This window comes from Nonomuraea sp. NPDC050328 (genome assembly GCF_044459405.1).
Lineage (GTDB): Bacteria > Actinomycetota > Actinomycetes > Streptosporangiales > Streptosporangiaceae > Nonomuraea.
Genome location: NZ_JBITIW010000002.1, coordinates 159573 through 183586, shown reverse-complemented (window position 1 = coordinate 183586; position 24014 = coordinate 159573). Strand labels below are relative to the sequence as shown.

Here is a 24014-nt window from a genome sequence, read left to right as displayed (position 1 = left end):
TGCGGGTCCCCGGATTCCGCGGGGACCCGCACCGCCCGGCTCGCCTAGGCGATGGCCGAGGAGAAGTCCTTGTCGCCGTAGGGCCCGATGACGGCCAGGGCGAGCGGCCGGCTGAGCACGTCGCGGGCCACCTCGGAGATCTCGTCGGGGGTCACCGCCTCGATGCGGGCCAGGACCTCGTCCACAGAGAGCAGCTCGTCGTAGACGAGCTCGTTCTTCCCGATCCTGGACATGCGCGAGCCGGTGTCCTCCAGCCCGAGCACCAGCCCGCCGCGCATCTGGCCCTTGCCGCGAGCCACCTCGTCGGCGTCGAGACCCTGGTCGACCACGCGGGCGACCTCGTCACGGCAGATCTTGAGCACTTCGTCGATCTTGGACGGCAGGCAGCCGGCGTAGATCCCGAACTGCCCGGTGTCGGCGTAGGCCGAGGTGTAACTGTAGGTGGAGTAGGCCAGGCCGCGCTTCTCCCGGATCTCCTGGAACAGCCGCGAGGACATCCCGCCGCCGAGCGCGGCGTTGAGCACGCCGAGCGCGAAGCGGCGGTCGTCGGTGCGAGGCATCGCGGTGGTGCCGAGGACCAGGTTGGCCTGCTCGGTCGGCCGGTCGAGCACCCGCACGCCGGACCGGGCCGGCGCGCCCGGACCGCTGGTGCGGGGGGCGACGAACTCGGCGGGACCGGTGAGGGTGCCGGCCCGCTCGTAGGCCCGCATGACCAGCTCGACGACCTCTTCGTGCCGGACGTTGCCGGCCACGGAGACGACGGTACGGCTGGGCAGGTAGTACTGGCGGTAGTACTCCAGGATGCGCTCGCGCCCCAGCTCGTTGATCGACTCGACGGTGCCCAGGATGGGCCGCCCGATCGGCGAGTCGCCGTAGAGCTGCGCGGAGAACTGCTCGTGCACGACGTCGGAGGGATCGTCGTCGTGCATGGCGATCTCCTCCAGGATCACGCCACGCTCGGACTCGACGTCGTCCGGGTCGATCAGCGAGCTGGTGACCACGTCGGCCAGCACGTCCACCGCCACCCGCAGGTCCTCGTCGAGGACGCGGGCGTAGTAGCAGGTGTACTCCTTGGCGGTGAAGGCGTTGATCTCGCCGCCGATGCCTTCGATGGAGGCGGAGATCTCCATGGCGTCCCGGGTGGGGGTGCCCTTGAAGAGCAGGTGCTCCAGGAAGTGGGTGGCGCCCATGTGCTCGGGCGCCTCGTCGCGCGAACCGATGCCGACCCACATGCCGACGGCCACACTGCGGACCGCGGGCATGGACTCGGTCACCACGCGCAGCCCGCCCGGTAGGACGGTGCGCTTCACCACGCCGGCGCCTTCCCGGCCCGGGTGGAGCATGGTTTCGATCACGGAGCGTCCTCCTCGATGGTCGGCCCCGTGCTCGGAGTCAAGCGGCACGTTGCGAGGGGTCTCCGTGCATCGCGCGCCCGGCACCGCATCAGGGGGCCGCGCGGGACCGCCCGGAGGGGCGATCCCGCGCGTGCGGTGCTTGGTCAGGAGTTGCGGTCGTCCCCGTCGTCGGCGGGCCGGCGCGAGCGCACGCGGGTGCGGCTGCGACGCGGCTTGTCGTCGTCGGCGGGAGCGCCGGAGTCGTCGGCTGCGGACTCGGCCGGAGCCGCCGCGGCGTCGTCGCCCCGGGCCTCCTTCTCGGCCGCTTCCTTCTCGATGACCTCGACCGGGACCAGGGAGAGCTTGCCACGCGAGTCGATCTCGGCGATCTCCACCTGGACCTTCTCGCCGACGTTCATGACGTCTTCCACGTTCTCGATGCGCTTGCCCCCGTGGAGCTTGCGGATCTGGGAGACGTGCAGCAGGCCGTCCTTGCCGGGCATGAGCGAGACGAAGGCGCCGAAGGAGGCGATCTTCACCACGGTGCCCAGGTAGCGCTCGCCGACCTCGGGCATGTGCGGGTTGGCGATCGCGTTGATCGCGCTCCGCGCGGCCTCGGCCGACGGGCCGTCGGTGGCGCCGATGTAGATGGTGCCGTCGTCCTCGATGGTGATCTCGGCGCCGGTGTCGTCCTGGATCTGGTTGATCATCTTGCCCTTCGGCCCGATGACCTCGCCGATCTTGTCGACCGGGACCTTGATGGTGATGATCCGCGGCGCGGTGGCGTTCATCTCCGCCGGGGAGTCGATCGCCTCCTGCATCACGTCGAGGATCGCCAGGCGGGCGCCCTTGGCCTGCTTCAGCGCGGCGGCCAGGACCGAGGCGGGGATGCCGTCGAGCTTGGTGTCGAGCTGGAGCGCGGTGATGACGTCCTTGGTGCCGGCGACCTTGAAGTCCATGTCGCCCATCGCGTCCTCGGCGCCGAGGATGTCGGTCAGGGTGATGTAGGTGTCGCCGTCGCCGATGAGGCCCATGGCGATGCCGGCCACCATCTCCTTGAGCGGCACGCCCGCGTCGAGCAGCGACATCGTGGAGGCGCAGACCGAGCCCATCGAGGTCGAGCCGTTGGAGCCGAGCGCCTCGGAGACCTGGCGGATCGCGTAGGGGAACTCCTCGCGGGCCGGCAGGACCGGGATCAGCGCCCGCTCGGCCAGCGCGCCGTGGCCGATCTCGCGGCGCTTGGGCGAGCCCACGCGGCCGGTCTCACCGGTGGAGTAGGGCGGGAAGTTGTAGTTGTGCATGTAGCGCTTGGTCCGCTCGGGGTTGAGCGTGTCGACCATCTGCTCCATGCGCAGCATGTTGAGGGTGGTGACGCCCAGGATCTGGGTCTCGCCACGCTCGAACAGGGCCGAGCCGTGCACGCGCGGGATCACGTGGACCTCGGCGCTGAGCGCGCGGATGTCCTTCGGGCCACGGCCGTCGATGCGGACGCCGTCGCTGATGACCCGCTCGCGCATGAGCTTCTTGGTCAGGCTGCGGAAGGCGGCCGAGACCTCCTTCTCGCGGCCCTCGAAGTCGGGCAGCACCTTCTCGGCGAGCAGGCCCTTGACCCGGTCGAGCTCGCCCTCGCGCTCCTGCTTGCCGGCGATGGTCAGCGCCTGGGCGAGCTCGCCCTTGACGGCCTGCTCGACGGCGTTGAAGGCGTCCTCCTGGTAGTCCAGGAAGATCGGGAACTCGGCGGTCTCCTTGGCGGCGACCTTGGCCACCTTGTTCTGGGCCTCGCACAGCACCTTGATGAAGGGCTTGGCGGCCTCGAGACCCTGGGCGACGGTCTCCTCGGTCGGCGCCACCGCGCCGCCGGCGACCAGCTTGAGGGTGTCGCGGGTGGACTCGGCCTCGACCATCATGATCGCGACGTCGCCGTCGGCCAGGACGCGGCCGGCGACCACCATGTCGAAGGTGGCGCGCTCCAGCTCGGGGTGGGTCGGGAAGGCGACCCACTGGCCGTCGATCAGCGCGACGCGCACGCCGCCGATCGGGCCCGAGAAGGGCAGCCCGGCGAGCTGGGTGGACAGCGAGGCGGCGTTGATCGCGACCACGTCGTACAGGTGGTCGGGGTGCAGCGCCATGATCGTGGCGACGACCTGGACCTCGTTGCGCAGGCCCTTGACGAAGGACGGGCGCAGCGGGCGGTCGATCAGCCGGCAGGTGAGGATGGCGTCCTCGGAGGGACGGCCCTCGCGGCGGAAGAAGGAGCCGGGGATGCGGCCGGCGGCGTACATGCGCTCCTCGACGTCCACCGTCAGGGGGAAGAAGTCGAGGCTTTCCTTGGGGTTCTTCGAGGCGGTGGTCGCACTGAGGACCATCGTCTCGTTGTCGAGATAGGCGACGGCGGAACCCGCCGCCTGACGCGCGAGCCGGCCGGTCTCGAACCGGATCGTGCGCGTGCCGAATGCGCCGTTGTCGATGACGGCTTCAGCGGTGTGGACACCCTCCACGGGGGACCTCCTTGGTCGGTCGGTCTCCCGCGCCCTCTTTACACCGGCACCCGTCTGGTAGGTGCAGCACCGGTCTTCGATCGAAGCGCCCGGTCACGTCTTGACCGGAAGCCACTACCGAGGACCGGCCCGCAGGCGTCGCGGGTCGCATGGTGCTTGTGCGGACGCGGGGGCTTTAGTGTCTCTTGTCTTCAGTTGTCAGAGGCTGATACGAGAAGGGAGCGGCGAAGCGCCGCTCCCTTCTCATACTAGCTATCGGCGCAGGCCGAGCCGCTCGATGAGCGAACGGTAGCGCTCGATGTCCTTGTTCTGCAGGTACTTCAGCAGCCGGCGACGGCGGCCGACCAGCAGCAGCAGACCACGACGGCTGTGGTGGTCGTGCTTGTGGGACTTCAGGTGCTCGGTCAGCTCGCTGATGCGCTTGCTGAGCAGCGCGATCTGCACCTCGGGCGAACCAGTGTCGCTGTCGCCCTTGGCGTACTCAGCGATGATGGTCTTCTTGGCAGTGGTGTCGAGGGACACGACTCTCCTTGAATCAACGGGCACGCGCGATCGATGGCGAACGACCGTGCGTGCCTACAGTCGCCGCGTGTAGGACCTGAGGGCAGCGCTGAGCGCAGCCGTTACAGAGCCGACATGCAAGGTTACCATCCCGGTTCGGGCGGTCGCACATCGTTCACCCGGCGGTGATCCGCCGCGCCTCGTCCACGTCGGCGTTGATCTGCGCGACCAGGGCCTCGATGGAGTCGAACCGGGTGTTGCCGCGCAGCCGGGCGGCGAACTCGACGGCGACGTGCGTGCCGTACAGCTCCAGGTCGTCGCGGTCGAGGGCGTAGGCCTCGACGGTGCGGGGCACGCCCTCGAAGGTCGGGTTGGTGCCGACGGAGATCGCCGCGGGCCAGCGCACCCCGTCGTAGGCGGCGGGCAGGTTGCCGACCGGGATGCAGCGCAGCCAGCCGGCGTAGACGCCGTCGGCGGGGATGGCGGTGTGCGGGGGCGTCTCGACGTTGGCGGTCGGGAAGCCGAGCTGGCGGCCGCGCTGGTAGCCGCGCACGACCACGCCCTCCACCCGGTGCGGCCGGCCGAGCGCGGCGGTCGCGGCCTCGATGTCGCCGGCCACCAGGGCCTCCCGCACCGCGGTGGAGGAGATTTCCGCCACCGCCGGTACGGCTACCGCCGCGAAGTCGTGCTTGTCGCCGAGCATGCGCAGCACGGCCAGGTCGCCGGCCGCCCCGTGGCCGAAGCGGAAGCCCTCCCCCACCACGACCGCGGCCGCCCGCAGCCGGTCGACCAGCACCGTCTCCACGAACTCCTCCGGCGCGGTGCGCGACAGGTCGAGGGTGAAGGGCAGCACGATCACCTCGTCGACGCCCAGCCCGGCCAGCAGCTCGGCGCGGTGTGCGGGGGTGGTGAGCCGGGCGGGGTGCGAGCCGGGGCGCACCACCTCGTCGGGATGCGGCTCGAAGGTCAGCGCCACGCTGCGCAGGCCGCGCTCGCGGGCCAGCTCGACGGCGCGCTCGACCACGGCCCGGTGCCCGCGGTGCACGCCGTCGAAGACGCCGACCGTGACCACCGATCTGCCAGAATCCTGCACGTTCGACCCCATTCACCCTCGGCCGCGGTTCCGTCAGGTCAAGCCTGCCACGCGCTCCCGCATTCCCCGCAATCGAGGGCGGCCGCCCGGGAGTCCGGCATTGTGTAACGTGCGCGGTGTGCAGGATGGTGTGCAGGATGACGTGTCGCGCATGCTCGGCCAGCTGCTGGACGGCGGCGACCCGGCCACGCCGCTGGGCCCGGTGAAGGTGCAGTCCGTGGCCACCGAGGTGGCCGACCGGCTGATGACCGCGGTGGCCGTCGGCGAGTACCTGCCGGGCGAGCGCCTGCCCGGCGAGCGGGAGCTGGCCGTCCTCCTCGGCGTCAGCCGCGCCACCGTGCGCGAGGCGATCGGGCGGCTGCAGGCGGCGGGCATGGTCGAGATCCGGCGCGGCCGCACCGGCGGCGCCTACGTGCGCGCCTCCTGGACCGAGGCCACGGCCTCGGCCGTCCGCCGCACGCTTGTGCCGCGCTGGGCCGAGCTGGAGCAGCTCTTCGACCTGTACGCGCTGGTCGAGGGCATGGTCGCGGCCACCGCGGCGGAGCGGCGCACCGACGCCGACCTCGACGCCATGGCGAGCGCGCTGGAGGCGTACGCGAGTGCTCCCACACTGCGCGACGAGCAGCGGGCCGACCGGGCCTTCCACGCCGCCGTGGTCGCCGCGACCCAGAACCCGAAGATCCGCGCGCTCAGCCAGGAGGTGCTGACCCGGGTCAGCCTCGGCTTCCCGGTCGAGCCCTACGGCGACGACGACCGCGAGGGCCACGCCCGGGCGCTGGCCGAGCATCGCGAGCTGTACGCCGCCATCGCCGGCCGCGAGCCGGGGCGAGCCCGGGCTCTCGCCGAGCGGCACTTCACGCTGACCTCGGACGTCATGCGGACCATGCTCGAACGGAGCCTCGCTGCAGGTAGCTGATCAGCGTGCGGACCATCGTGCCGGTCGCCCCGGCCGGGCCCAGGTCGGTGGGCCGGTTCAGGTAGGCGGTGGTGGCGAAGTCGAGATGGGCCCACGGGATTCCCGCGGTGAACGGCTCCAGGAACAGGCCGGCGATGATCGCGTCGGCGTGCTCGCCGCCGTCGTTGCGCGCGTCGGCCACGTCCGACCGCAGCTTCCTGGTGTACGGCCGCCACAACGGCAGCTCCCACAGCGGCTCGTCGTTGGCCGCGCCCACCTCGATCAGGCTCCTGACCAGTTCGGGTGAGCTGCCCAGCACGCCGGTGAGCTCCTCGCCCAGCGCGTGCATCACCGAGTAGGTCAGCGTCGCGGCGTCGATCATGACCTCGGGGCGCTTCTCGCTCAGGTAGGCCAGCGCGTCGGCCAGCACCAGGCGGCCCTCGCAGTCGGTGTCGGTCACCTCGGTCGTGCGGCCGTTGCGGTGCCGCAGCACGTCGCCCGGCCGGGTGGCGTGCCCGCCGACCATGTTCTCGGCCGCCGGGATCACCGTGCTCACCGTCACCGGCAGCCCGAGCCGCGCCGCGGCCTGCGTCACCGCGAGCATGGTCGCGCCGCCGGCCATGTCGCTCTTCATGTCGGCCATCGCCTTGAGGCTCTTGATGTCCAGGCCGCCGGAGTCGAAGGTGATGCCCTTGCCGGCCAGGCCGATGTGCCGGTCGCCGCCGCGGTAGGTGACCTCGATCAGGCAGGGCGGGTTCGCGCTGCCCGCGCCGACGCCCAGGATGCCGCCGAAGCCGCCCCGCTCCAGGTCGTCGGTGCCCAGCACGCTGACCTCCAGGCCGGTCGCCTTGGCGCGTTCGGCCAGCAGCATCGGGGTGAGGTCGCCGCCCGGCGTGTTGACCAGGTCACGCGCGAACAACACGGCGTCGGCGATGATCCCGGCCCGCTGCGCGTCGCCCTCGCCGAACACCACCAGTTCCTTGATCGCGCGCCCGTCCGGCCGGCTCTTGTAGCCGTCGAACAGGTAACCGCCCAGGCGCACCCCCTCGATGACCTCCTCCGCGTACGGCAGGCCGACCGCCACCCGGGCGAAGTCCTTGAGCCGCGGCGCGAGCCGCCCCATCAGCCGGCGCACCTCGTGCTCGTCACCCGGGTCGCCGACCACCAGCAGGGCCCGCGCCTCGAACGGGTCGCCCTCCCGCCGGGGCAGCAGCGCCTCGCCACCGAACCGCACGCTGTCCAGCGCCGCGCCCAGACCGAGTTCGCGGGCGCGCGAGACGGGCAGCACCAGCAGGTCGGCCGGGACTTGGACGGGCTGGAGCGGGGAGAAGGACACGTCCACGAGGCGACTCCTCAGATCAAATGGTCTGCATAGCAAACCATAAAGGCTCAACCGGTAGCATCCGCTGCATGCCTCGTTACGCTTTGCTGATCCTTCCGGCCTTCAACCGGGTCTACGGCGAGAGCGCCATCCGACTGACCCGCAGTGAGCTGGGAGTCTTCGGCGACCGGGCGCTGGAGGCGCCGATCTCCGCCGTCGAGGAGAGCTCGATCGGCGGCGTGCCGTACGTGACCTTCGAGACCGGTGCGGAGCTCGGCGAGCGCGACATCGCGCTGCTGTCGAACCTCTCCTCGGTCTACGCGCTGTTCGGGATGGAGGGGGAGCTGCTGCGGCCCCTGCGGATGGAGCCGCTCGACCGGCTGAGCAGCGACCTGCTCACGATCCAGAAGTACGCCGGGAAGACGAACGAGCACTTCACCAAGCTACTGCTGAACGTGACAGTTCTTGCCTCCGATTTCACTTTTGAAAGGCATTTGTCAGTATTCGACCCGATGTGTGGGCGAGGCACCACGCTGAACCAGGCCCTCATGTACGGCTACGACGCCTACGGCCTGGACGTCGACACCAAGGACTTCGAGGCCTACGGCCTGTTCCTGCGGCGCTGGCTCAAGGACAAGCGGCTCAAGCACACCGCCGAGACCGTGCCGGTCCGGCGCGAGCGCGCGCTGGCCGGCAAGCGGTTCAACGCGAGCTTCGCCCTGTCCAAGGAGGCGCAGAAGGCCGGGGACGTGCAGCACGTCGGCGTGGTCAACGCCGACACCCTGCGCTCGCGCGACTTCTTCAAGCCGCGCTCGTTCGACCTGATCGTCACCGACGCCCCGTACGGCGTGCAGCACGGCAGCCGGGGTGGCGGCGGCGGGCTCTCCCGCAGCCCGCTGGAGCTCATCGCCAAGGCCGTGCCCGGATGGGCCGAGCTGCTGCGGCCCGGCGGGGCGATCGGGATCTCCTGGAACACCTACGGCGGCAACCGGGACGAACTGGCCTCGATCCTCGGCGGGCAGGGGCTGCAGGTGCTGGAGCTGCCCGGCTTCGAGCACTGGGTGGACCAGGCGATCGTGCGCGACCTCATGGTCGCCCGCAAGCCCGCCTGATCCGGCCAAGCCCCTCGGGTCAGGGGCTCAGGCGAAGACGGCGAGGGGCTTGGCCAGCCGGCCCTGCTCCTCGACCAGCGCCAGCAGCTCCCCCTCCGGCCCGAACACGCCGATCGGCCCCTTGCCCAGCCCCGCCGACGGGAGCCGGCCGCCGTGCCGTACCACCCGGGCCTCGTCCTCGGTCACGTCCCGGCGCGGGAAGGCGGCCGTGACGGCCTCCCCGATCGGCAGGATGACGCAGTCCTCGGCCAGTTGCTCGATGCCGCGCGCCAGCGACAGGTCGTACGGGCCCACGCGGGTGCGGCGCAGCGCGGTGAGGTGGCCGCCGGTGCCGAGGAACTCGCCCAGGTCGCGTGCGAGCGAGCGGATGTAGGTGCCGCTGGAGCAGCGGATGGTGGCGTGCACGTCCTCGCCGTCGAGCTTGGTGACCTCGAACTCGTGGATGGTCACCGGCCGGGCCTTGAGCTCGACCTCCTCGCCGGCGCGCGCCCGCTTGTAAGCCCGCTCGCCGTTCACCTTGATCGCGCTCACCTGCGGCGGGACCTGCATGATCTCGCCGGTCAGCGTGGCGATCCCGGCGTGGACTCGCTCCTCTGCCACCTCGACCGGCCGCCTCGACAGCACCTCGCCCTCGGCGTCGTCGGTGTTGGTCGTCACGCCGAGCCGGATGACCGCCTCGTACACCTTCTCGGTCAGCGCCAGATGCCCGAGCAGCCTGGTGGCCTTCTCCACGCCGACGACCAGCACGCCGGTCGCCATCGGGTCGAGGGTGCCGGCGTGCCCCACCCGCCTGGTGCCCGCGATGCGCCGCAACTTGCCGACGACGTCGTGCGACGTCCACCCGGCCGGCTTGTCCACCACGATCAGGCCGCTCTCGGTCATCTGCTCTTTCCCAACAGCTCTCGGAATCGGGCCATGGTCTCCTCGACCGGCAGGTGCGAGGTGTAGCCGGCGGCGCGGGCGTGCCCGCCGCCGCCCAGCGCGGTGCAGATCGCGCCGACGTCCACGGCCCCCTTGGACCTGGTCGACACCTGCCACGCGCCCTCGTCGTCCTGCTTCATCACCAGCGCGACCTCGGCCTCCTCGGCCCGGCGCACGACGTCGATGATCCCTTCCACCTCGTCGTACGGCAGGCCGAAGGCCGCCCGGTCGTCGCTGGTGACGTACGTCCACACCAGGTCGTCCTCCAGCGCCACCCGGCCCAGCGCCGCCGCCAGCACCCGCAGGTAGCCGAACGGCGCGCGGTCCCACAGCGTGCGCGCGATCTCCTCCGGGTCGAGCCCGGTCGCCAGCAGCCGCGCGGCCAGCTCGTGCACCGCGGGCGTGGTGGAGGCGTAGCGGAAGGATCCGGTGTCGGTCACCAGGCCGACGTACAGGCAGGTCGCCATCTCCCGGTCGAGCGGCACGCCGAGCCGCCGGATCAGCTCCTCGGCCAGCACCGCGGTCGCGGCGGCGCCGGGGTCGATCAGGCTGTGCGTGCCGAAGCCCGGGTTGGACGGGTGGTGGTCGATCACCACCAGTTCGGTGGCCCGCTCGGCGTTCTCCGCCAGCAGGCCCAGCCGGGCCAGCGTCGAGGAGTCGAACGTGATCATCAGTTCGGGGGTGTGCGGGTAGTCCTGCGGCGGCGACAGCCACTCCAGGTCCGGCAGGAAACGCAGCAACCGGGGCACCGCGAAGTTGCGGTCCCCGAAGGAGCACACGACCTGCTTGCCCGTCTGCCGCAGTGCCCTGGCGGCGGCCAGCATCGAGCCGAGCGCGTCGCCGTCGGGCGAGATGTGGCAGGCCAGCGCCACCTCGCCCGCCTCGGCGATCAGCTCCAGCGTCCGCTCCCAGGCGTACTCGGCGATCGCCGGGCCCGGCACGCCGAGCCCGCTGGTGAGATCCGCCCCGGTTACCCCGTCGGCACGGCCGTCACCCCGATGGTCGGGGGTGGCGTCCAGGTGCCCGGGGACAGCCGGGGGACGGCTGCCGGGCGGAGGCACGTCCGAGCCGGCCGCGGGCGTGGGGAACGCCGTGCGGCCGGCCGGGTCACGCGCTTCGCGGGTCACTTCGCAGGGTGTTCCGCTACGTCGTCGGAGTCCTCGTCATCGAAGTCCTCCGTCTCCGGCTTCTTGTACGGGTCCGCCTCGCCAGCGTACTCCGCGCTCTGCGCCTTCAGGGCCACCTCGGCGTCCCTGGCCTTGGCCGCGGCGAACAGCTCCTCCATCGCCCGGGCGTTCTCCGGGATCGGGTCGTGCTTGAACGCGATCGTCGGCGTGTGCCGGACCCCGGTCTGCCGTCCCACCTCGGAGCGGATGATGCCCTTGGCGCTCTCCAGCGCCGCGGCGCTGTCGGCCCGCTCGGCCTCGGAGCCGAAGACGGTGTAGAAAACGGTCGCCTCACGCAGGTCGGCGGTGATCCGCGTGTCGGTCACGGTCACGAAGCCCAGCCGCGGGTCCTTGATCCGGCGCTCCAGCATCTCAGCGACGATCTGCTGGATGCGGTCGGCGAGCTTGCGCGCGCGAGCGGCGTCAACCATGGTCAGTCCCCCTAAAGCTTCAGTCTTCGTCGGTGAAGAGCCGCTGCCTGGCAGACAGCAACTCTATGTCGGGGCGGTAGGCCACCAGGCGCTCGCAGGCCTCCAGGACCTCCACGCAGGTGCCTGCGGAGGCCGAGACGACCGCTACCCCCAGCTCCGCCCTGCGATGCAGGTCGAGGTGACCAGTTTCGGCCACGGCCACGCCGGGGTAGCGCCGCAGCAGCTCTGCGACGATGGGACGCACGACGGACCGTTTCTGCTTCAGCGACCGGACGTCGCCGAGCAGCAGGTCCAGGGTCAGGGCACCTACGTACATGGATAACCACCGCTGTGCTGGTTCGTCGGTGCCCGGCGGGACCGCGGTGGAAAGACCCGTGGCCGGACACACCCACAGAGAACAACAGCCCGCCAGGCCTCCGGCTTCCCGCACCTCGTACGGCGAGCCGCCCTGCCGGCGGGCCAAAAGCAGCCAAACCCCCGGAAGCGAGCCCGGCGAGGCAACCCTCGGAACCCGTTTCGGAAACGAGCCCGGCGAGGCAACCCTCGAGACCCGTTCCGGAGACGAGTCCGGCAGGAGAACCGCCGGGACCCGTCCGACGGACGAGCCCAGCGGGAGAACCCGCCGGGCCCGGCCGGGAACGGGTCCGGCGGTGGATCCCGCCGGACTCGTCCGGGCACCTGCTAGTCGCGCGGCTTCTCCCGCATCTCGAAGGTCTCGATGGTGTCCCCTTCGCGCACGTCGTTGTAGCCGATGCCGATACCGCACTCGAAGCCCTCGCGGACCTCGGTGACGTCGTCCTTCTCCCTGCGGAGCGAACTGACGGTGAGGTTGTCGGACACGACCACACCCTCGCGGATGAGGCGAGCCTTGCTGTTGCGGACGATCTTGCCCGAGCGGACGATCGAACCGGCGATGTTGCCGATCTTCGGCACCTTGAAGACCGCACGGATCTCCGCGGAACCGAGCTGAACCTCTTCGAACTCGGGCTTGAGCATGCCCTTGAGCGCCGCTTCGATTTCCTCGATCGCCTGGTAGATGACCGAGTAGTAGCGGATGTCGACGCCCTCGCGCTCGGCCAGGTCGCGCGCACGCGGCTCGGGCCGGACGTTGAAGCCCAGGATGACCGCGTTCTCGTCGGCCATGGCCAGGTTGACGTCGTACTCGGTGATCGCACCGACGGCGCGGTGCAGGACACGGAGCCTGACCTCGTCGCCGACATCGATCTTGAGCAGCGCGTCTTCCAGGGCCTCGACCGAACCGGACACGTCACCCTTGATGATGAGCTTGAGCTCGTCGACGCGGCCCTTCTCGAGGTCGCTGAAGAGCTCCTCGAGGGTGCGACGCCGCGAGGACTTCGCCATGTCCGCGCTGCGCTTGCGCGCGGCCCGCTGCTGGGCGATCTGCCGGGCCATGCGGTCGTCGGTGACGACGATGAAGTTGTCACCGGCGCCCGGGACCGCGGTCAGACCCATGACCAGCACCGGGAAGGACGGCGGAGCCTCTTCGACGTTGTTGCCGTTGTCGTCGAGCAGCGCACGGACGCGGCCGAAGGCCTCGCCACAGACGATCGAGTCGCCGACGCGGAGCGTGCCGCGCTGGACCAGGACGGTCGCCACGGGGCCACGGCCCTTGTCGAGGTGCGCTTCGATCGCGATGCCCTGAGCGTCCATCGTCGGGTTGGCGCGCAGGTCGAGCTCGGCGTCAGCCGTGAGCAGGACCGCCTCCAGGAGGTTCTCGATGTTGAGACCCTCGCGAGCGGAGATGTCGACGAACAGCGTCGAGCCGCCGTACTCCTCGGCCACCAGACCGTACTCGGTGAGCTGGGCGCGGACCTTGTTCGGGTCGGCACCCTCCTTGTCGATCTTGTTGACCGCGACCACGATCGGCACGTCCGCCGCCTGGGCGTGGTTGAGCGCCTCGATGGTCTGCGGCTTCACACCGTCGTCGGCCGCGACCACCAGGATGGCGATGTCGGTGGCCTTGGCACCACGGGCACGCATGGCGGTGAACGCCTCGTGACCCGGGGTGTCGATGAAGGTGATCTTCCGCTCTTCGCCCTCGTGCATCGCCGACACCTGGTAGGCGCCGATGTGCTGGGTGATGCCACCCGCCTCGCGCGCCACCACGTTGGTCTTGCGGATGGCGTCGAGCAGCTTCGTCTTACCGTGGTCGACGTGACCCATGACGGTCACGACCGGCGGACGCGCGGCGAGGTCCTCCTCGTCGCCCTCGTCCTCGCCGAACTCGATGTCGAAGGCCCCGAGCAGCTCGCGGTCCTCCTCCTCCGGGCTGACGACCTGGATGACGTAGTCGAGCTCGGCGCCCAGAAGCTGGAGCGTCTCCTCGTTGACCGCCTGGGTGGCGGTCACCATCTCGCCGAGGTGCAGCATGATCTGCACCAGCGAGGCGGGGTTGGCGCCGATGCGGTCGGCGAAGTCGGACAGGGAGGCGCCACGCGGCAGGCGCAGGGTCTGCCCGTTGCCACGCGGAACCTGCACGCCGCCGATCGACGGCGCCGACATGTTGTCGAACTCTTGACGCCGCTGGCGCTTGGACTTGCGACCACGGGTCGGCCGGCCGCCGGGACGCCCGAAGGCGCCTGCCGTACCGCCGCCACGACCACGGCCGCCGGGGCCGGGACGGCCACCGCCGCCACCGAAACCGCCGCCACCGCCGGGAGCGCCACCGGGACGGCCACCGCCGCCACCGGGACGCGCGGCGAAGCCGCCGCCACCGGGACGACCTGCGCCACCGCCGGGACCACCGGGACGGCCACCGCCGCCACCGCCACCCGGACGGCCGCCGGGACCACCGGGACGGCCGCCGCCGCCACCGCCGCCGCCGGGACCGGCGGGACGGCCCTGGGGCATCATCATCGGGTTGGGACGCGGACCACCGGGACGGGGACCGCCCGCACCGGCGCCACCGCCGGGACGAGGACCACCGGCGCCGGGGCCGGGACGCGGACCGCCCGCACCAGCGGGACCGCCCGGACGGGCGCCCTGCGGACGCGGCATGCCGCCGTCGCGGGGAGCGCCGCCCTCACGGGGACCGCCGGGACGCGGGCCACGGTCGCCACCGGGGCGAGGACCGCGGTCGTCACCCGGACGCCCGCCGGGACGCGGGCCGCGAGACTGCTGGCCCATGCCGCTGGCGTTGGACGAGAACGGGTTGTTGCCGGGGCGCGGCCCCGGACGCGGGCCGGGCTTCGGCCCGCCACCGGGACGGGGCGCACCTCCACCGGCCGGGGCGCCCGGACGACCGGCAGCGGGGCCGCCGGCGGCGGGGCCACTGTCCGGGCGCGGGGCCGGAGCCGGACGCGGACCGGGCTTGGGCGCCGCGGGACGCGGAGCCTCGAAACGGGTCTGCGGCGCCTCGGGACGCTGGGTCTCGGGACGCGGGGTCTCCGCACGCGGAGCCTCGAACCGCGGCGCCTCGGGGCGCGGAGCGGCGGGCTGCTGCTGCTGCTGGGGGCTCGGCGCCTGCGGGCGCTGAGCCGCGGGGCTCGGCGCAGGGCCGGGCCGCGGACCCGGCTTGGGCGCCGGGCGAGGGGATGACGTCTCACTGACGCCGTTGCCCGCGCGGCCCTCGGCCTGCGCGGGGGTGGACGGACGCGGACCGGACGGCTGTGCGCCGCCCCGGCCGGAGCCGCCCTTCGAGGAGCCCTTCGAGACTCCAAGAGCTTCGGTGAGCCTGCGGACGACCGGCGCCTCGATCGTGGAGGACGCCGAACGGACGAACTCCCCCATCTCCTGGAGCTTGGCCATGACGACCTTGCTCTCGACGCCGAACTCCTTAGCGAGCTCGTATACCCGGACCTTCGCCACTGCACTCCCTTACTCGGCCCGGGAGGCTGGCTGTGCCGTCCAGGCCGTCGTTACGTTGACGTCTTCATCGCCGCGTGCTCATCAGGCGCTCATAGCAATCTGACTCCGCCCCTTAATCCGGCGTCCTACATGACATTTCCTGCTCCTTCTCCAGACGCTCCCGCACCAGCGAAAGGTCCAGCGGTCCCGGCACCCGGAAGGCGCGCGGGAACGCTCGTCTACGCTCGGCGAGCTCGAGACAGCTCAGGGCGGGGTGCAGCGAGGCGCCCCTGCCCGGAAGCCGCCCTTGCAGGTCGGGGGTCACATGATCCCCGTCCAGCACCAGGCGAAGAAGCTCTGACTTGATAGCGCGAACCCTGCATCCCACGCAAGTTCTTACCGGAGATGCGGGTGGCACTACTCGGCCACCATATTCCAGCTTACCGTGTCGACGCATCTACGGAACCGGCGGCATCCTCTGCCTGGGTGTCCGGCCGGATGTCGATGCGCCAGCCGGTCAGCCTCGCCGCCAGGCGGGCGTTCTGGCCCTCCTTGCCGATGGCGAGCGACAACTGGTAGTCGGGCACCGTCACGCGAGCCACGCGGCCCGCGAGATCAAGCACCTCGACGTGGGAAACACGGGCGGGGGACAGGGCATTCCCCACGAACTCCGCCGGGTCGTCCGACCAGTCGATGATGTCGATCTTCTCGCCGTGCAGCTCGGTCATCACGTTGCGCACCCGCGAACCCATCGGCCCGATGCACGCGCCCTTGGCGTTGACGCCCGGCTTTCGTGACCGAACTGCGATCTTCGTGCGGTGCCCGGCCTCGCGCGCGATGGCGGCGATCTCGACGGTCCCGTCGAGGATCTCCGGCACCTCCAGCGCGAAGAGCTTCTTCACCAGACCCGGGTGGGTGCGCGACAGCGTGACCGACGGGCCCTTGTGGCCCTTCTTCACCTGCACGACGAAGGCCTTGACCCGCTCGCCGTGCACGTAGTCCTCGCCAGGCACCTGCTCGTTGGCCGGCAGGATCGCCTCGATCTTGCCGAGGTCGACCAGGACCGTGCGCGGGTCCTTGCCCTGCTGGATCACGCCGGAGACCAGCTCGCCCTCGCGGCTGGCGAACTCGCCGAAGTTGATCTCGTCCTCGGCGTCGCGCAGCTGCTGCAGGATGACCTGCTTGGCGGTCGTGGCCGCGATGCGGCTGAAGTTGCCCGGGGTGTCCTCGTACTCGCGCACGATCTCACCCTCGTCGTCGAGCTCCGCGGCGTAGATCGTCACGTGCCCGGTCTGGCGGTCGAGCTCCGCCCGCGCCTTCTGGGCCGCGCCGTCGGTGCGGAAGTAGGCGATCAGGAGCGCGTCCTCGATCGCCTTGACCACGAGGTCGAAGGAGATGTCCTTCTCCCGCTCGAGGCTGCGCAGGACAGCCATGTCGATGTCCACCAGGCTCCCCCTTAGCCTTCGTCGCCGTCGAAGTCGTCGAGGTCGTCAGCGTCGTCCTCGTCTTCGAACTTGCGGAACTCCACCTGCACCCGTCCACGGGTCAGGTCCGTAAAGTCGTATCTGCGGCCGTCGATGTCGACGCCGCCGTCGTCGGCGCCCATGATGCGCCCCTCCACCACGCCGCCGTCGCGCAGCTCGGCCTTCACCAGCCGCTTGACCGCGCGCCGCCAGTGGCGCGGCTCGGTGAGCGGCCGGTCGACGCCGGGCGAGGAGACTTCGAGCGTGTACGGCTGGCTGCCCATCGAGTCGTCGTCGTCGAGGAACGCGGAGACGGCGTTGCTCACCTCGGCCACGTCGTCCAGCGAGACGCCGCCGTCGCGGTCGACGATCACGCGCAGCACGCGGCGCTTGCCCGCGCTGGCCACCGTCACGTCCTCAAGATCGAGGCCCTCCGCCGCCACGACGGGCTCCAGCACCTTCATCAGGTGGTCGCGGGATGCGGCACTACCCATGTCGACCTCCCCTATTTTTTTTCGTCCGATCTGCGGGGCGGACCTCGCCCTGGCAGTTCACACCCTATCCGCACCCGGGCCGTATCATGGTCAGACCTATGAACACACTGTCCAGACGAGCCGTGCTCGCCGGTGGTGCGCTGCTGGTCCCGGGCACGGTGACGGCCACGGTGGCGGGCTGTTCGGCACGCACCCCCGAGGCCGAGCCGCCCCCGGCGCCCGACCCGGAGGACGTGCTGCTCGGGCAGCTCATCTCGGACAAGCAGCGGACGATCGCGCTCTACACCCAGATGGTGGACTCCGGCGGCTCGGCGCTGCGGCCCTTTCTCGACCGCCACCAGGTGCACCTGGCCGAGCTGCGCCGGCGCCGGCCGCTCGACCTGCCCACCGAGGCGCCCACCGCGACCCCGCCCACGCCGTCCACGCCCGCGGCCGAGCCGAAGGTGACGCTGACCCGGCTGCGCGACGTCGAGCGCAAGGCGGCGGCCCTGCGGCTGCGCCAGCTCGCCGACGCCTCGCCCTCGCTGGCCCAGTTGATCGCCAGCATCGGCGCCTGCGAGGCCGCCCACGCGCTCGCCCTGCCGAGGTCCCTGTGAGCCGCCGCCTCGCGCGCGACGGCGCGGCCGATGTCGCGCGGCTGGGGAAGGCGCTGGCGGCCGAGCACGCGGCGGTCTACGCCTACGGGCTGCTGGGCGCCCGCACCACGGGAACGCTCCGGAGCCGGGTGAGCGCGGCGTTCGACGCCCACCGCTACCGCCGCGACCAGCTCCGCTCGCTGCTGCTGGCGCGCGGCGGCAAGGCGGTGGAGACCGAGGCGTCCTACGACGTCCCGGTGACCGCCTCGGCCACCGACGCGGTCAACCTGGCCGTGCGGGTGGAGGACGGCATCACCGCGGCCTACCTGGAGCTGGCCGCGTGCGAGGAGCTGACGCTTCGCCGCTTCGCCGCCTCGGCGATGCAGGAGGCGGTCACCCGCTCCTACGGCCTGCGCCGCCAGATCAAGGCCCTGCCCGGCATGCCCGAGCAGCCGGCCACGCCCGCGCCGAGCACGAGCCCGGGCCTCGGCACCGACCCGAGCACGGGAACCGGCTGAGCCGCTCGCCCGTTGTCAGGGCATGGGCTGGCATTACCGGAAGACCATCAAAGTCGGGCCGCTGCGCTTCCATCTCACCCCGCACGGGGTCGGGCACAGCTTCGGCGGCCGCAGGTTCCACGTGACCACCACCCCCGACGGCGGCAGGCACCTGATGCTGCGGCTGCCTGGGGGTTTCCACCTCAGCAAGTCGCTCGGCGGGCGGCGCCGGCGCAGGCACTACTACTGAGCCGGCGGGGCCGACTACTACGAGGCCGATTTCTGGGCAGTTCCCGGGCCATGGGACTGAGTTATCGAAAATCGATCAAGATAGGCCCGTTCCGGATCAATCTCTCGAACAAGGGCGTCGGCCACAGTTACGGGAACCGGTTATTCCGGGTGACCCGGGGACCGGACGGTCGCAGGACCGTGGCGGTCAACCTTCCGGGGAACTTCTCCTGGCGTAAGACGACCCGCCGCTGACGCTCCGCCGTACCGGGTGCCTGCCGTACCTGACCGCGGGGCCCCACCCTGGAAGAGGCGGGCGACGGGCGGCGGACGAACGTACAGAGGCCGGGCGCGACGCGCCCGGCCTCCGGCGGTTCACGAACCGGTCAGACGAGGGCGGCGATGCGCTCGACCGCCTCGGCGATCGGGATCTCCTGCTTCTCGCCGGTGACGCGGTCGCGCAGCTCGGCGACGCCCTGGGCCAGGCCGCGGCCGATGACCAGGATGGTCGGCAGGCCGAGCAGCTCGGCGTCCTTGAACTTGACGCCGGGCGAGACGCTGGGCCGGTCGTCGACCAGGACGCGCAGGCCGCGGGCCTCGAGCTCGGTGGCGAGCTGGAGGGCGACCTCGATCTGGTTGTCCTTGCCGGTGCCGACGATGTGCACGTCGGCGGGGGCCACCTCGCGCGGCCAGACGAGGCCGAGCTCGTCGTGCCACTGCTCGGCGATCACCGCGACCGAGCGGGAGACGCCGACGCCGTAGGAGCCCATGGTGATGCGGACGGGCTTGCCGTCGGGTCCGAGCGCGTCGAGCGAGGCGGCGTCGGCGTACTTGCGGCCGAGCTGGAAGATGTGCCCGATCTCGATGCCGCGGTCGAGGGAGAGCTCGGAGCCGCAGCGGGGGCAGGTGTCGCCCGCGCGCACCTCGGCGGCCTCGATGGTGCCGTCGGGGTGGAAGTCGCGGCCGGCGACGACGTTGACCGCGTGCTTGCCGGCCTCGTTGGCGCCGGTCACCCAGGCGGTGCCGGTGACGACGCGGGGGTCGACGAGATAGCGGATGCCGAGGTCCTTGAGCACCTGGGGCCCGATGTAGCCCTTGACCAGGCCGGGCTGCTTGTGGAACTCCTCGAAGATGGCGGCCTCGCCGGGGGCCAGCGCGGCCTCCAGGCGCTTGGCGTCGACCTCGCGGTCGCCGGGCACGCCGACGACGAGGAGCTCGGCCTTGTCGGAGCCGGGGTAGGTCACCTTGAAGACGACGTTCTTGAGGGTGTCGGCGGCGGTGATGCCCAGGCCGTTGTTGGTGTTGAGGAAGTCGACCAGCGTCTCGATGGTCGGCGTGCCGGGGGTGTCGAGCACCTGCTGGGCGGGCAGCCCCTCGATCGCGCGGGCGGCGGGGGCGGGGGTGGTGACCGCTTCGGCGTTGGCGGCGTAGCCGCAGGTGTGGCAGTTGACGAAGGTGTCCTCGCCGGTGGGCGTGGGAGCCAGGAACTCCTCGGAGGCCGAGCCGCCCATGGCGCCGGAGGTCGCGAAGACGATCTTGTAGCGCAGGCCCAGCCGGTCGAAGATCTTGATGTAGGCCTCGCGGTGCTGCTCGTAGGAGCGCTTGAGGCCGTCGTCGTCGAGGTCGAAGGAGTAGGAGTCCTTCATCACGAACTCGCGCCCGCGCAGGATGCCGGCCCGGGGGCGGGCCTCGTCGCGGTACTTCGTCTGGATCTGGTAGAGCGTGACGGGGAAGTCCTTGTAGGAGGAGTACTCGCTCTTCACCATGTCGGTGAACAGTTCCTCGTGCGTGGGACCGAGCAGGTAGTCGCCGCCCTTGCGGTCCTTCAGCCGGAAGATGTTGTCGCCGTACTCGGTCCACCGGCCGGTGGCCTCGTAGTACTCGCGGGGCAGCAGCGCGGGGAAGAGCACCTCCTGGCCGCCCATGCGGTTCATCTCCTCGCGCACGACGCGGGCGACGTTCTCCAGGACGATCTTGCCCAGGGGCAGCCACGAGTAGATGCCGGGGGCGACGCGGCGGACGTAACCGGCGCGGACGAGGAGCTTGTGGCTCGGCACTTCCGCGTCCGCCGGGTCGTCCCGCAGGGTGCGAAGAAACAACGACGACATACGCAGCAGCACGGTGAGCTCCTCGGTCGGGCCGGAAGATGACGGCCTACGGGTTCATGAGTGCCTACAGGCTATCGACTCCGCGGCACCGCCGCCGCGCCTTATCCGGCCCACGGCCCCAGCAGGGCCAGCGCGAACAGGCCCGAGAGCGCGAGGGCGACCCCCAGCGCGCGCAGCCGCCCGCCGACGGTTCGGCGCAGGCCCAGCGGCAGGCACAGGGACAGGACGGCGAGCCCGGCGGCCGGCCAGGGCCAGAAGCCCGGCTCGTAGTCGAGGAAGCCCTTGCTCGCCCGGTCGATCACGTCGCTGACCAGCAGCGCGGAGATCGCGCCCGCGGCCAGGTCGCCCCAGAGGTCCGCCCGCCGGCTCGCGTAGCCCAGCAGGCCGAGCGCGACCAGGAGCACCACCAGGACGTTGAGCCCGGTGGCGTCGCCGCCGACGGAGTTGAGGTCGAAGTCGCCCTGCAGCGCGCCCGCGCCCATGGTCCCCACGACGCTGGAGGTCGCGGCCAGGAAGACGGCGAGGGCCGCCCAGGACAGGCCGCTGGCGGTGGCGCCCACCGCGATGATCAGCGCGAGGTAGGCGTAGGGGTCGTAGAGGCTGGCCAGTTGACCGGACGGGAGCAGGCCGAGCAGGCCGACGGCCACTCCCCCAAGGAAGGCGGTCAGCAGGTGGCGGAGGATGCCGCGCTGGCGCCGGTCGTACTCGGCGTAGTCGGCATATTCGACGGTGCTGCTCTTCATGATCGATTCTGGCCGTTTCACCTGTTCATCGCAAAAGGCCATACCGAACGATATGTGGTCTTACAGAAAAAGTAAATTTCGGTCAACCCTAAGTCAGTTGAGCAATTGCTTGGTTAAGATATCGCGGGTGAGCGACCCCGAACTCCCTGCCGCCGTCCGCTCCTATCTCGCCGCCCGGCCGGCCGCCGGCTGGGCCGCCTTCGCCGCCGACCTGGGGGTCGGCGGCCTCACCGTCCCCGAGGAGTACGGCGGGGCGGGCCGCCCCGACCTGGCCGAAGTCGCGGTCGTCGCCGCCGAGCTGGGACGGGTCCTGTCGCCGCTGCCGTTCCTGCAGAGCGCCGTGCTGGCGGTCGAGGCGCTCCGGGCGGCGGGCTCGGACCACCGGCTGGGCGAGCTGGCCGAGGGGTCGGTCAGCGCCACCGTGGTCTTCCCCGGCCCGCTCCGGCTGTCCGGGGGGCGGCTGTACGGCGTGGCCCGGCACGTGCTGGAGGGGGAGGTCGTGCTGGCCTACGCCGGAGGGGCGCTGGTCGAGGCCGTGCCTTCGCGGCGGGAGCCGTACCGCACCATGGACGCGAGCCGGCCGCTGGGCGAGCTGGTCTTCGACGGCGTGCCCGCGCGGGTGCTGGGCGACGGCGGCGGCTGGGAGCGGGTGCGCGACCTGGGGATCGTGGCGCTGGCGGCCGAGCAGGCCGGCGGGGCGGCGCGGTGCCTGGAGGCGGCGACCGCCTACGCCAAGGTGCGCGAGCAGTTCGGGCGGCCGATCGGGGCCTTTCAGGCGATCAAGCACAAGCTGGCCGAGGTGCACATGGCCGTGGAGACGGCCCAGGCCGCGGTGGAGGCGGCGGCGCGGGGCGAGCTGCCCGCGGTGGCAGCCGGGTCGGTGTGCGGAACGGCCTACCTGCTGGCGGCCGGGGAGAACATCCAGGTCCACGGCGGGATCGGGGTGACCTGGGAGCACGAGGCGCACCGGTACTTCAAGCGGGCGACCGCCGACGCGTGCCTGCTCGGCTCCCCGCGCGAGCACCGTGCCCGGCTGGCCGGCACCCTCTTCTAGCCTCCCTTCCCGACGGCCCGCCTTCCCGACGGCCCGCCTTCCCGACGGCCGCTCCTCAGGAGGCGCCTCGGGCGAGGTCAGCCGCCGAGGAGTTCCTCCCACGGGCGGCGGCCCGCGGTGGAGCGGGAGGTGTCGAGGGCCTCGGCCAGCCGCCAGAAGTTCTGCCGCCCCCGCGACCCGGTCGGGTCGATCGCCCGCAGCTCGACCCGGACGCCCATCACGTCGAGCACCGCGCTCGCGGGACCGCCCGGCCCGGCCAGGGCGGCGAGCGAGCCGTCGAAGCCCGGGTCGCGCACGCCGGCGATCAACGCCTCGGCCACCTCGTGCGCGTACGGGCCGTCCCGCCACTCCAGGTGCCAGGCGTGGTCGGCGCCGCGCCACCAGGTGAGGTCGCGGCACGACTCGATGATCTCCGCCTCCGCCGCCAGGGCCGCCATCACCCGGCCGAAGGCCTCGTACCTGCGCGCGCTCGCGAGCGCCGCCTCGTCGGCCGCGACCCGCCCGCGACGGAATCCCCTCATGGATGGGAGCGTGCCATCTTTCGGCCGCCTCAGGGCGTGCTTTCGCTTCACGATCATCCACTCTGATCCCCCGCGCACTTCCCGGCAACCCCCTCTACTGCTACGCTCGACCCAAGCGAGCGCTTGGTTAAGTGGGGAGGCAGTTGATGCGGATCAGCTTGGGATACGAGCTGGAGGTGCGGGGGCGCACGCGAGAGGTCGAACAGCAGGCGTTCCGCAACGTGATGGAGCAGGTCGTGCTGGGCGACCGCCTCGGCTACGACACCGCCTGGTTCGTCGAGCACCACTTCACCCGCGGCTTCTCCCACTCCTCCGCCCCCGACCTGGTGCTCGCCGCCCTGTCCCAGCGCACCGAGCGCATCCACCTCGGCCTCGGCGTCGTGCTGCTGCCCTTCCAGTCCCCCATCCGTACGGCGGAGCGGATCGCCACGCTCGACGTGCTGAGCGGCGGCCGGGTGGAGTTCGGCACCGGCCGCGGCGCCTCGCCCCTGGAGTACCAGGCCTTCCAGCGCCCCTTCGAGAAGTCCCGGCAGATCTGGGAGGACTCGCTGGAGGCGGTCCTGGCCCTCTGGTCGGCCGACGGGGAGCCGATCAGCCGGTCCAACGAGTTCTTCGAGATCCCCGACGTGGCGGTCTACCCCCGGCCGGTCCAGCGGCCCCACCCCCCGGTCTGGGTCGCCTCGACCTCGCTGGAGGGTTTCCTGTCCGCCGCCGCGCACGGCCACAACCTGCTCGCGATGACCATGCTCAAGGGCATCGACGACGTGGCCGAGGACATCGCCCGCTACCGGGAGGCGCTCGCCGGGCACGGCTTCGACCCCGACAGCCGGCGGGTGGCGCTGATGATCCCCTGGTTCGTCGGCCCGACCCGGGACGAGGCGGCCGCCACCGCCGCCGACGCGGTGCTCTGGTACATCCGGCGGCAGGTCAACCTGGTCACCCCGCCCGGCTACTACGACGCCCGGCACGCCACCCACCGGGTGCTCGGCCAGCTCGCCGCCGGGATGCCGCCCGCCGAGGCGATGGCCACGCTGCGCGAGCACCTCATGGTCGTGGTCGACGACGCCGAGGGCTCCCGCAAGGCGGTGGCCCGCATCGCCGAGGCCGGGGCGACCGACCTGATCCTGCAGGCGCAGGTCGGCGGGCTGGCGCACGACCTGGTGTGCGACTCGATGACGCGCTTCATGAACGAGGTGATGAGGTGACTCCAGCCCGTCCTCAGGAGCGGGGTGACGACGTGACCCGGCCCGTC

At 71.5% G+C, this 24014-nt stretch carries 24 protein-coding genes; 8 read left to right on the top strand and 16 right to left on the bottom strand.

The window, feature by feature from the left end; genetic code table 11:
• Positions 1-44: 44 nt before the first annotated feature.
• From ACIBG7_RS07005 to ACIBG7_RS06990, 4 genes are all read right to left on the bottom strand, one after another.
• The gene (locus ACIBG7_RS07005) at positions 45-1352 is read right to left on the bottom strand and encodes a pitrilysin family protein (protein ID WP_357932971.1); all 1308 of its coding nucleotides are present in this window, start codon (positions 1350-1352) and stop codon (positions 45-47) included.
• Positions 1353-1498: 146 nt separating this feature from the next.
• Complete coding sequence (locus tag ACIBG7_RS07000) at positions 1499-3832, bottom strand: polyribonucleotide nucleotidyltransferase (protein ID WP_357932635.1); 2334 nt, start codon at positions 3830-3832, stop codon at positions 1499-1501.
• Between the two features lie 252 nt (positions 3833-4084).
• Entirely contained in the window at positions 4085-4354 is a 270-nt protein-coding gene (gene rpsO, locus ACIBG7_RS06995) for a 30S ribosomal protein S15 (protein WP_357932638.1), read from the bottom strand.
• Between the two features lie 154 nt (positions 4355-4508).
• Positions 4509-5438: a bifunctional riboflavin kinase/FAD synthetase gene (locus ACIBG7_RS06990; RefSeq protein WP_397335473.1), complete on the bottom strand. Its 930-nt coding sequence runs from the start codon at positions 5436-5438 to the stop codon at positions 4509-4511.
• Between the two features lie 106 nt (positions 5439-5544).
• Between ACIBG7_RS06990 and ACIBG7_RS06985 the strand changes: the two genes are divergently transcribed.
• On the top strand, positions 5545-6342 hold the full coding sequence (locus tag ACIBG7_RS06985; protein WP_397335472.1) for a FadR/GntR family transcriptional regulator: 798 nt from the start codon (positions 5545-5547) through the stop codon (positions 6340-6342).
• On the opposite strand, the gene ACIBG7_RS06980 is transcribed toward ACIBG7_RS06985, so the two are convergent.
• Positions 6299-7663: a leucyl aminopeptidase gene (locus tag ACIBG7_RS06980; protein WP_357932646.1), complete on the bottom strand. Its 1365-nt coding sequence runs from the start codon at positions 7661-7663 to the stop codon at positions 6299-6301. The two genes, ACIBG7_RS06985 and ACIBG7_RS06980, sit on opposite strands and share 44 nt — an antisense overlap.
• 68 nt (positions 7664-7731) lie before the next feature.
• On the opposite strand from ACIBG7_RS06980, the gene ACIBG7_RS06975 reads away from it, so the two are divergent.
• A complete protein-coding gene (locus tag ACIBG7_RS06975) occupies positions 7732-8754 on the top strand; it encodes a TRM11 family SAM-dependent methyltransferase (protein ID WP_397335471.1) in 1023 nt (340 codons plus the stop codon).
• Between the two features lie 27 nt (positions 8755-8781).
• Here the strand turns inward: ACIBG7_RS06975 and truB are convergent, their stop codons facing one another.
• The 8 genes from truB to rimP form a co-directional block, all read right to left on the bottom strand.
• On the bottom strand, positions 8782-9636 hold the full coding sequence (truB, locus tag ACIBG7_RS06970; protein ID WP_397335470.1) for a tRNA pseudouridine(55) synthase TruB: 855 nt from the start codon (positions 9634-9636) through the stop codon (positions 8782-8784).
• Positions 9633-10802 carry a bifunctional oligoribonuclease/PAP phosphatase NrnA gene (locus ACIBG7_RS06965; protein ID WP_357932655.1) on the bottom strand — a complete coding sequence of 390 codons (1170 nt, stop codon included), beginning with the start codon at positions 10800-10802 and terminating at the stop codon, positions 9633-9635. Before ACIBG7_RS06965 ends, truB begins: the two co-directional genes overlap by 4 nt.
• A complete protein-coding gene (gene rbfA / locus ACIBG7_RS06960; RefSeq protein WP_357932658.1) occupies positions 10799-11272 on the bottom strand; it encodes a 30S ribosome-binding factor RbfA in 474 nt (157 codons plus the stop codon). The genes ACIBG7_RS06965 and rbfA overlap by 4 nt, the downstream gene beginning before the upstream one ends.
• A gap of 19 nt (positions 11273-11291) precedes the next feature.
• The gene (locus ACIBG7_RS06955; protein WP_397335469.1) at positions 11292-11588 is read right to left on the bottom strand and encodes a DUF503 domain-containing protein; all 297 of its coding nucleotides are present in this window, start codon (positions 11586-11588) and stop codon (positions 11292-11294) included.
• A 365-nt stretch (positions 11589-11953) separates the two neighbouring features.
• Positions 11954-15100, bottom strand: coding sequence for a translation initiation factor IF-2 (infB, locus tag ACIBG7_RS06950; protein WP_357932664.1), 3147 nt, complete (start codon positions 15098-15100; stop codon positions 11954-11956).
• Between the two features lie 112 nt (positions 15101-15212).
• The gene (locus tag ACIBG7_RS06945) at positions 15213-15536 is read right to left on the bottom strand and encodes a YlxR family protein (RefSeq protein ID WP_357932667.1); all 324 of its coding nucleotides are present in this window, start codon (positions 15534-15536) and stop codon (positions 15213-15215) included.
• The gene (gene nusA, locus ACIBG7_RS06940) at positions 15520-16524 is read right to left on the bottom strand and encodes a transcription termination factor NusA (protein WP_357932670.1); all 1005 of its coding nucleotides are present in this window, start codon (positions 16522-16524) and stop codon (positions 15520-15522) included. The genes ACIBG7_RS06945 and nusA overlap by 17 nt, the downstream gene beginning before the upstream one ends.
• Positions 16525-16535: 11 nt before the next feature.
• Positions 16536-17036, bottom strand: coding sequence for a ribosome maturation factor RimP (gene rimP, locus ACIBG7_RS06935; RefSeq protein WP_397335468.1), 501 nt, complete (start codon positions 17034-17036; stop codon positions 16536-16538).
• A 98-nt stretch (positions 17037-17134) separates the two neighbouring features.
• Between rimP and ACIBG7_RS06930 the strand changes: the two genes are divergently transcribed.
• Genes ACIBG7_RS06930 through ACIBG7_RS06915 form a run of 4 tightly spaced genes read left to right on the top strand, consistent with a single transcriptional unit; the run spans position 17135 to position 18591 of the window.
• Entirely contained in the window at positions 17135-17632 is a 498-nt protein-coding gene (locus tag ACIBG7_RS06930; RefSeq protein WP_357932676.1) for a hypothetical protein, read from the top strand.
• Positions 17629-18129, top strand: coding sequence for a ferritin-like domain-containing protein (locus ACIBG7_RS06925; protein ID WP_397335467.1), 501 nt, complete (start codon positions 17629-17631; stop codon positions 18127-18129). The genes ACIBG7_RS06930 and ACIBG7_RS06925 overlap by 4 nt, the downstream gene beginning before the upstream one ends.
• Before the next feature lie 22 nt (positions 18130-18151).
• Positions 18152-18358, top strand: coding sequence for a DUF4236 domain-containing protein (locus ACIBG7_RS06920; protein ID WP_357932682.1), 207 nt, complete (start codon positions 18152-18154; stop codon positions 18356-18358).
• A 50-nt stretch (positions 18359-18408) separates the two neighbouring features.
• A complete protein-coding gene (locus tag ACIBG7_RS06915; protein ID WP_357932685.1) occupies positions 18409-18591 on the top strand; it encodes a DUF4236 domain-containing protein in 183 nt (60 codons plus the stop codon).
• A 131-nt stretch (positions 18592-18722) separates the two neighbouring features.
• Here ACIBG7_RS06915 and ACIBG7_RS06910 read toward each other — a convergent pair whose 3' ends face one another.
• Positions 18723-20456: a proline--tRNA ligase gene (locus tag ACIBG7_RS06910; protein ID WP_397335466.1), complete on the bottom strand. Its 1734-nt coding sequence runs from the start codon at positions 20454-20456 to the stop codon at positions 18723-18725.
• 89 nt (positions 20457-20545) lie between these two features.
• The gene (locus tag ACIBG7_RS06905; protein ID WP_357932690.1) at positions 20546-21187 is read right to left on the bottom strand and encodes a hypothetical protein; all 642 of its coding nucleotides are present in this window, start codon (positions 21185-21187) and stop codon (positions 20546-20548) included.
• A gap of 127 nt (positions 21188-21314) precedes the next feature.
• Here ACIBG7_RS06905 and ACIBG7_RS06900 point away from each other — a divergent pair, with 127 nt between their 5' ends.
• A complete protein-coding gene (locus ACIBG7_RS06900) occupies positions 21315-22241 on the top strand; it encodes an acyl-CoA dehydrogenase family protein (RefSeq protein WP_397335465.1) in 927 nt (308 codons plus the stop codon).
• 77 nt (positions 22242-22318) lie between these two features.
• Here the strand turns inward: ACIBG7_RS06900 and ACIBG7_RS06895 are convergent, their stop codons facing one another.
• Positions 22319-22762: a hypothetical protein gene (locus ACIBG7_RS06895; protein ID WP_357932695.1), complete on the bottom strand. Its 444-nt coding sequence runs from the start codon at positions 22760-22762 to the stop codon at positions 22319-22321.
• 146 nt (positions 22763-22908) lie between these two features.
• On the opposite strand from ACIBG7_RS06895, the gene ACIBG7_RS06890 reads away from it, so the two are divergent.
• Positions 22909-23967: an LLM class flavin-dependent oxidoreductase gene (locus ACIBG7_RS06890; protein WP_357932698.1), complete on the top strand. Its 1059-nt coding sequence runs from the start codon at positions 22909-22911 to the stop codon at positions 23965-23967.
• Positions 23968-24014: the final 47 nt, after the last annotated feature.